This is a genomic window from uncultured Winogradskyella sp. (genome assembly GCF_963975125.1).
Classification (GTDB): Bacteria; Bacteroidota; Bacteroidia; order Flavobacteriales; family Flavobacteriaceae; genus Winogradskyella.
Window position 1 is genome coordinate 1 of record NZ_CAXBGB010000116.1, and the last position, 7,067, is coordinate 7,067.

6 protein-coding genes are annotated in these 7,067 nt (G+C 33.1%); 3 read left to right on the plus strand and 3 right to left on the minus strand.

What is annotated here, in order from left to right:
- The 3 genes from AAC053_RS13135 to AAC053_RS13145 all read right to left on the minus strand — a co-directional run.
- A partial coding sequence (locus AAC053_RS13135) for a M3 family metallopeptidase (protein ID WP_339757498.1) occupies nt 1-2,021 on the minus strand: 2,021 nt, incomplete at its 3' end.
- 181 nt (nt 2,022-2,202) lie between these two features.
- A complete protein-coding gene (purE, locus tag AAC053_RS13140; protein WP_339757501.1) occupies nt 2,203-2,682 on the minus strand; it encodes a 5-(carboxyamino)imidazole ribonucleotide mutase in 480 nt (159 codons plus the stop codon).
- Between the two features lie 3 nt (nt 2,683-2,685).
- Complete coding sequence (locus AAC053_RS13145; RefSeq protein ID WP_339757504.1) at nt 2,686-3,840, minus strand: 5-(carboxyamino)imidazole ribonucleotide synthase; 1,155 nt, start codon at nt 3,838-3,840, stop codon at nt 2,686-2,688.
- Nucleotides 3,841-4,006: 166 nt separating this feature from the next.
- Between AAC053_RS13145 and AAC053_RS13150 the strand changes: the two genes are divergently transcribed.
- The 3 genes from AAC053_RS13150 to AAC053_RS13160 all read left to right on the plus strand — a co-directional run bounded on the left by AAC053_RS13150 (nt 4,007) and on the right by AAC053_RS13160 (nt 6,991).
- Nucleotides 4,007-5,116: an adenylate kinase gene (locus tag AAC053_RS13150; RefSeq protein ID WP_339757507.1), complete on the plus strand. Its 1,110-nt coding sequence runs from the start codon at nt 4,007-4,009 to the stop codon at nt 5,114-5,116.
- A gap of 113 nt (nt 5,117-5,229) precedes the next feature.
- A complete protein-coding gene (obgE, locus tag AAC053_RS13155; RefSeq protein ID WP_339757510.1) occupies nt 5,230-6,228 on the plus strand; it encodes a GTPase ObgE in 999 nt (332 codons plus the stop codon).
- Nucleotides 6,229-6,472: 244 nt separating this feature from the next.
- Complete coding sequence (locus tag AAC053_RS13160) at nt 6,473-6,991, plus strand: DUF4136 domain-containing protein (RefSeq protein WP_339757513.1); 519 nt, start codon at nt 6,473-6,475, stop codon at nt 6,989-6,991.
- The last annotated feature ends 76 nt before the right edge of the window (nt 6,992-7,067 follow it).

A 7,067-nucleotide genomic window follows, 5' to 3' on the forward strand; every position in this document is an offset into this window, starting at 1 on the left:
AACCCAGCACGTTTTAGTAAAGCCTCAGGTTTTGGTTCTTGTCCTCTAAATTTTTTATACAGTGTCATTGGGTTTTCTGTGCCACCTTGAGATAATACATTGGTCTTAAATTTATCAGCAACCACTTTATTAAAAACACCTTTTTCTTTAAAGTATTCAAAAGCATCTGCGTCTAATACTTCTGCCCATTTGTAACTGTAATAACCAGAAGAATAACCACCTTGAAATATATGTGCAAATGAGGTGCTCATACAATTTTCAGACACATCTGGATATAAGCTGGTGTCTCCAAAAGCTTCAATTTCATAAGATTTAACGCTTGAAATTTTTGAGGGATTAACACCATGCCAAGACATATCTAATAATCCAAAACTTAATTGACGTAGTGTTTGCATACCTTCTTGAAATGTAGAAGATGCTTTTATTTTCTCGATAAGTTCCATGGGAATAATGTCTCCAGTTTCGTAATGCGTAGCAAACAACTTAAGAGTTTCTTCTTCGTAACACCAGTTTTCTAAAATCTGACTTGGTAATTCAACAAAATCCCAATAGACACTTGTGCCAGATAAACTTGGATAATTGGTGTTTGCTAGCATACCGTGTAGTGCATGTCCAAACTCATGAAATAATGTTGTTACTTCATTAAACGTCAGTAGAGAAGGTTTACTCTTAGTTGGCTTAGTAAAATTACAAACAATAGAAACATGTGGTCGCTCATTTACACCTAGCTTTATCATTTGAGGTTTAAAAGACGTCATCCATGCGCCATTACGTTTACCAGCTCTAGGGAAAAAGTCGGCATAGAAAATAGAAACTAAATTGCCTTCATTATCATTTACTTTATAGGTTAAAACATCTTCATGATATTTATCTATAGTATCAATTTCTTCAAACTGTAAATCGAATAATTTTTCAGCTACAATAAAAGCTCCGTTAATTACGTTTTCTAGTTTAAAATAAGGTTTTAATTGCTCGTCATCTAAACTAAATAATTTTTGCTTCAATTTTTCAGAATAATAACTAGAATCCCACTTTTGTAATTGATCGATATTATCTAAATTTTTTGCAAAATTTTCAAGTTTTTTAAACTCGCACTCAGCAGCAGGTTTAGCTTTTTCTAATAATTCATTTAAGAATGTATTTACTTTTTTAGGTGTTTCTGCCATGCGCTCTTCTAAAACAAAATGAGCGTGTGATTTGTAACCTAAAAGTTGAGCGCGCTCAAAACGACGTTTTGCTATTTTAAGGACTACTTCTTGATTGTCTAATTCGTCATTATTAAATCCTTTACTTCCAAAAGCTTTAGAGAGTTGTTCTCGTAAAGCTCTATTATCCGCATAAGTCATAAACGGAATATAACTTGGGTAATCTAAAGTAATTAACCAGCCTTCTTTGCCCTTACTCTCAGCTAATTGTTTAGCTGCTTCTTTCGCTCCTTCTGGTAAACCTGCTAAATCAGATGCGTTAGTAAGAAACATCTCAAATTTGTTGGTTTCGGCTAAAATGTGCTCACCAAACTCTAATTTTAATTGACTTAAGTCTTTGTCTATAACTCTAAGTTGTTCTTTTTTGTTTTCTGCTAGATTAGCGCCATTTCTAGAAAAACCTTTGTATTTTTTATCTAGAAGTGTTTCTTGTTCGGTCGTTAAATTTAAATTCGATTTTGAATCGTAAACTACTTTTACGCGTTTAAATAAGTCTTCATTTAATGTTATATCATTACTAAATTCTGAAAGTAATGGAGAAACTTTCTGTGCTATTTTTTGAAGATAATCATTAGTCTCAGCAGAATTTAAATTGAAGAAAATACTTGATACACGATCTAATTCTACTCCAGAATAATCTAAAGCTTCAATAGTGTTTTCAAAAGTTGGGAGTTCTTTGTTATTTGCAATAATATCAATTTCAGATTTTGCTTTTGATATAGCAGTTTTAAACGCAGGTAAAAAGTCTTCAGTCTTAATTTTTGAAAAAGGAGCTGTGTTATATTGGGTTTCGAATGGTTTATTAAGAATTGTCATTGTAAATCGTCTTAATTTTCTTACTTAATTTATTGATAATGTGAATTTTAACTCATTTTTAAGAGGGAAAAAACAGAATTCATGTTTAAGTTTAGTTATTTTTGCAAAAACTTTACAGGCATTTCTTTTTGCGGTAAAGAATTGATTAATAGCTAAAAGCCTTAACGAAAGTTGAGGCTTTTTAGAGATTTTTAGCTGATTCAATAACTTTAATTCTTAACCCTTCTTTATAAATTATAATTTTGTCTAAAATACATTTGTCCGAGCAACCCAAAATCTGAGCTGCTAAAATCCCTGCATTTTTTGCTCCATTTAAAGCGACAGTAGCAACAGGCACTCCACCTGGCATTTGTAATATTGAAAGTACTGAATCCCATCCGTCAATAGAATTACTGCTTTTTACAGGTACACCAATTACAGGAAGAGGCGATAAAGACGCCACCATACCAGGTAAATGAGCTGCTCCACCTGCTCCTGCAACAATAACTTTGATACCTCTTGTATGGGCATTTTTACCGTAATCAAATAACTTATCTGGTGTGCGATGTGCAGAAACAATATCTACTTCTACTTCAATATCGAATCCTTTTAATATATCAATAGCGTCTTGCATTACTGGCAAATCGCTCTTACTACCCATTATTACGCCTACTTTACTCATAATTTATTCACTAATTACTTCTATTGTACGTTTCACTTTTTCTGCCACTTCACGAGCTACTGTAATATCTTTATTCACTATAGTAACATGTCCCATTTTTCGGAATGGTCTTGTTTGTTTTTTTCCATAAATGTGTGGCGTAACACCATCCATTTTTAAAATGGCCTCCATATTTTTATAAATTACATTTCCGGTGTAATCTTCGGCACCTACTAAATTTACCATTACTCCTGCTACTTTACTTTCTGTATTACCTAGTGGTAATCCTAAAATGGCTCTGAGTTGCTGTTCAAATTGCGAGGTGTAACTCCCTTCAATACTGTAATGCCCAGAATTGTGAGGTCTTGGCGCGACTTCGTTAACTATGATGTCGTCATTCTCTGTTTGAAACATTTCTACGGCTAATAAACCAACATGCTCAAAAGCAGTTGCAGTTTTTAATGCAACTAATTCGGCCTTTTTAGCTATATTATCAGGAATTCTAGCTGGGCAAATAACATATTCAACTTGGTTGGCTTCAGGATGAAATTCCATCTCAACCACAGGATAGGTTTTTAAATCTCCTTTTTCATTTCTGGCAACAATTACAGCGAGTTCATTTTTAAAAGGAATTAAATCTTCAGCTATACATTCTACATTTGGTAAGTTAATTAAGTCTGTATATTGTCTTACTATTTTTACACCAGTACCATCATAACCAAATCGAGTGCTTTTCCATACAAACGGATAACTTAATCCACCATGATTAATAGCTTCATCAATTTCAGAAGTGTATGCAAATCTTGAAAAACCAGCAGTCGGAATATTATGATCGCGATAAAACAACTTCTGAGTGGCTTTATTCTGAATAGTACGAAGAGTTTTAGAAGATGGAAATACTTTTACACCTTCATTTTCAAGCGTTTCTAAGGCATCTACATTTACGTTTTCAATTTCAAAAGTTAATACATCGACTTTTTTCCCGAAGTTAACAACGGTATCATAATCTAATAAATCACCAACTGTAAATTCATCGCAGGCTAAACGGGATGGTGCATCTTTACTTGGGTCTAAAATACAAGTGTAAATATCAAATTTGCGTGTGTCATAGAGCATCATTTTGCCGAGTTGACCACCACCAAGAATACCGAGTTTGAAATTTGAAGAAAAATAGTTCATCAACTTTAGTTGTTCTCATGTCAATGAGAAACTTTTTAAGGATTAAAACATTCACTTTTGTGTTACAAAAATAAGCTAATTATAGAAGAAAATTCTAAAATCATAAATCAAAAATCGGTATTCCACAATCTATTGATTATCTTTGCATTTCTAAAATAATAAGACATTGATAAAGCTTCACGATTTATACTTTAAACCTTTTATTTCAAAGCAAGCAATTGATACTGCTGTGCAGAACATGGTAGATGCAATTGCGTCAGATTTAAGTGATGAAATGCCTGTATTTGTTGGGATTTTAAATGGATCATTTATGCTGGTGAGCGACTTTGTTAAAAAATATCCAAAACCTTGTGAGGTTACCTTTATTAAACTCGCATCTTATGAAGGTGTGAAATCTACAGAAGATATTCAGCGTTTAATAGGGTTAACACAAGATCTCACTGGGAGGACAGTAGTTATTTTAGAAGACATTATAGATTCAGGAAATACTCTGGTAGAAGTGCATCGTATTTTTAAAAATGAAAATGTAAAACAATTGCTCATTGCAACATTGTTTTATAAACCAGAAGCTTATGATAAAGATTTTAAGCTTCATTACGTTGGCATGGAGATTCCTAATAAGTTTATTGTTGGCTATGGCTTAGATTATAACGGTTTGGGTAGAGGTTTACCAGATGTATATCAATTAAAAACAACACAACATATGACCAACCTAGTGTTATTTGGCCCTCCAGGAGCAGGTAAAGGAACACAAGCTAACTTTTTAAAAGAGAAATATGATTTAGTGCACATCTCTACAGGTGATGTCTTTAGATATAATATTAAAAATGAAACAGCCTTAGGTATATTAGCTAAGTCATTTATGGATAAAGGGGAGTTAGTTCCAGATCAGGTAACTATAGATATGTTGAATAAAGAAGTCGAAAAAAACGCTGATGCTAAAGGTTTTATTTTTGATGGTTTCCCAAGAACTAATGCACAAGCTAAAGCCTTAGATCAACTAATGGACACTAAAGATTCTCAGATTAATGCAATGGTTGCTTTAGAAGTTGATGATGAGGTTTTGGTGCAACGTTTATTAGAACGCGGTAAAACTAGTGGAAGAGCAGATGATGCTGATGAAGGCATTATTAGAAATCGTATTAAAGAATACTATACAAAAACAGCAATATTAAAAGATTATTATTCTGATCAAGATAAATATTTTGGTGTTAATGGAGTAGGTAGTATTGAAGATATTACAGTGCGATTAAGTGCTTTATTAGACAAGCTTTAGTTTTTATGAAGACAGGAGAATCTCATGAGGTTTCATTATGGTTTTATTTCTTGTAGAATCAGATTTAGCATAAGATTTTAATTAAAAAATCCCCACTTCCGTGGGAAAAGAATATGACTGAAGGAAATTTTGTTGACTACGTAAAAATGCACGTATCCTCTGGTAATGGAGGTAAAGGTTCTGCGCATTTGCATCGCGAAAAATACATACAGAAAGGTGGGCCAGATGGTGGAGATGGAGGTCGTGGTGGCCATGTAATTCTCAAGGGAAATTCTAACCTATGGACCTTAATTCACTTAAAATTTAAACGTCATATAAAAGCTGGTCATGGATCTCATGGTAGTAAAGGAAGAAGTACAGGTGCAGATGGAGAAGATGCGTACTTAGACGTGCCATTAGGTACAGTAGTTAGAGATACTGAGACTAACGAAATTTTGTTTGAAATCACTGAAGATGGAGAAGAGAAAATTGTTGCAGAAGGTGGTATGGGAGGTCGTGGTAATTGGCATTTTAAAAATTCAATTAATCAAACTCCGAGGTATGCGCAACCAGGAATTCCGTTAGAAGAAGGTTTTATTACATTAGAGCTTAAAGTGCTAGCAGACGTTGGCTTAGTTGGTTTTCCTAATGCAGGTAAATCTACATTGTTGTCTGTTTTAACTTCAGCAAAACCAAAAATAGCGGATTATGAATTTACGACACTTAAACCAAATCTAGGTATTGTAGAATATCGCGATTTTAAGTCGTTTGTAATGGCAGATATTCCTGGTATTATTGAAGGTGCTGCAGAAGGTAAAGGTTTAGGCTATTACTTTCTAAGACACATAGAACGTAACTCAATTTTACTATTTTTAATTCCTGCTGATGCAAAAGATATAGTAGAGCAATATGAAGTTTTAGTTGATGAACTACGACGTTATAATCCTGAGATGTTAGATAAAGAACGTTTTGTAGTGGTTTCAAAATCTGATATGTTAGATGACGAATTAAAATCTGAAATTTCTACTATTTTAGATGAAGATTTAGATAGCAAGTATATGTTTATATCATCTGTAGCACAACAAGGATTGACAGAATTGAAAGATAAGCTTTGGAAGATGTTGAATGATTAAATCTTAAAGCTAAAGTCATCTCAATTTCTATTGAGATAATTTATGTGGTAGTTGTGTTGTGAATAGGGCTATGATTCAGTTTTTTAAAGCAATGCTTATGGTAAAAGAGCAGTTTATTTAGTTTATAGCTATTCCTATTGTGTTTTTCGTATTCTTTAACAAAAGCGGTTCAACCCTCTTTTAAATACTAAGAGTTAAATTCTTTACAAGCATCTTAATTTTTTAATACCTTTAAAATAAAAAGATGAAACCATTCAGATTTATTTTGATCCTGCTATTTATTACCTCTTGCGGAACCATTGTCAATTATGACTACGAGAAATCAACTGATTTTACTGCGTATAAAAGTTACAACTATTTTGATGATATGAAAACAGGTTTAAGCGAGCTTGATACCAAACGTTTAATAAGAGCTATCGATGCAAAACTTGAAACTATGGGATTAACACGTTCAGATAACCCAGATTTTTATATAGATATTCAAAGTCAAGATATTCAAAACCGAAACAATAACAATGTTGGAGTAGGTGTTGGAGGTGGAGGCGGAAATGTTGGAGGCGGAATTTCTGTAGGGTTACCCCTTGGCAGTAATCAAAATACAAGAGAGGTTGTCATAGAATTTGTAGACGATACTAAAAGCGGAATGTTTTGGCAAGCTGTTAGTGAGAGTTCATATCAATCTAACGCAAAACCAGAAAAACGCGAAGCTAAGTTTATCACCTTGGTTGAAAAGATTTTTGTCGGTTATCCTCCTAAAAAATAAATTGGACATGTTAGGTTAATGATTAACGAGTTCAAAATATATTTTAATCAAAGTTGGCTTACAAAATAAGTCGAAA

What these genes read in the sequence shown, in the direction of transcription:
- AAC053_RS13160 (WP_339757513.1), top strand. Translation starts at nt 6,473, where the DNA reads ATGAAACCATTCAGATTTATTTTGATCCTGCTATTTATTACCTCTTGC.
- AAC053_RS13145 (WP_339757504.1), bottom strand. Translation starts at nt 3,840, where the DNA reads ATGAACTATTTTTCTTCAAATTTCAAACTCGGTATTCTTGGTGGTGGT.
- obgE (WP_339757510.1), top strand. Translation starts at nt 5,230, where the DNA reads ATGACTGAAGGAAATTTTGTTGACTACGTAAAAATGCACGTATCCTCT.
- purE (WP_339757501.1), bottom strand. Translation starts at nt 2,682, where the DNA reads ATGAGTAAAGTAGGCGTAATAATGGGTAGTAAGAGCGATTTGCCAGTA.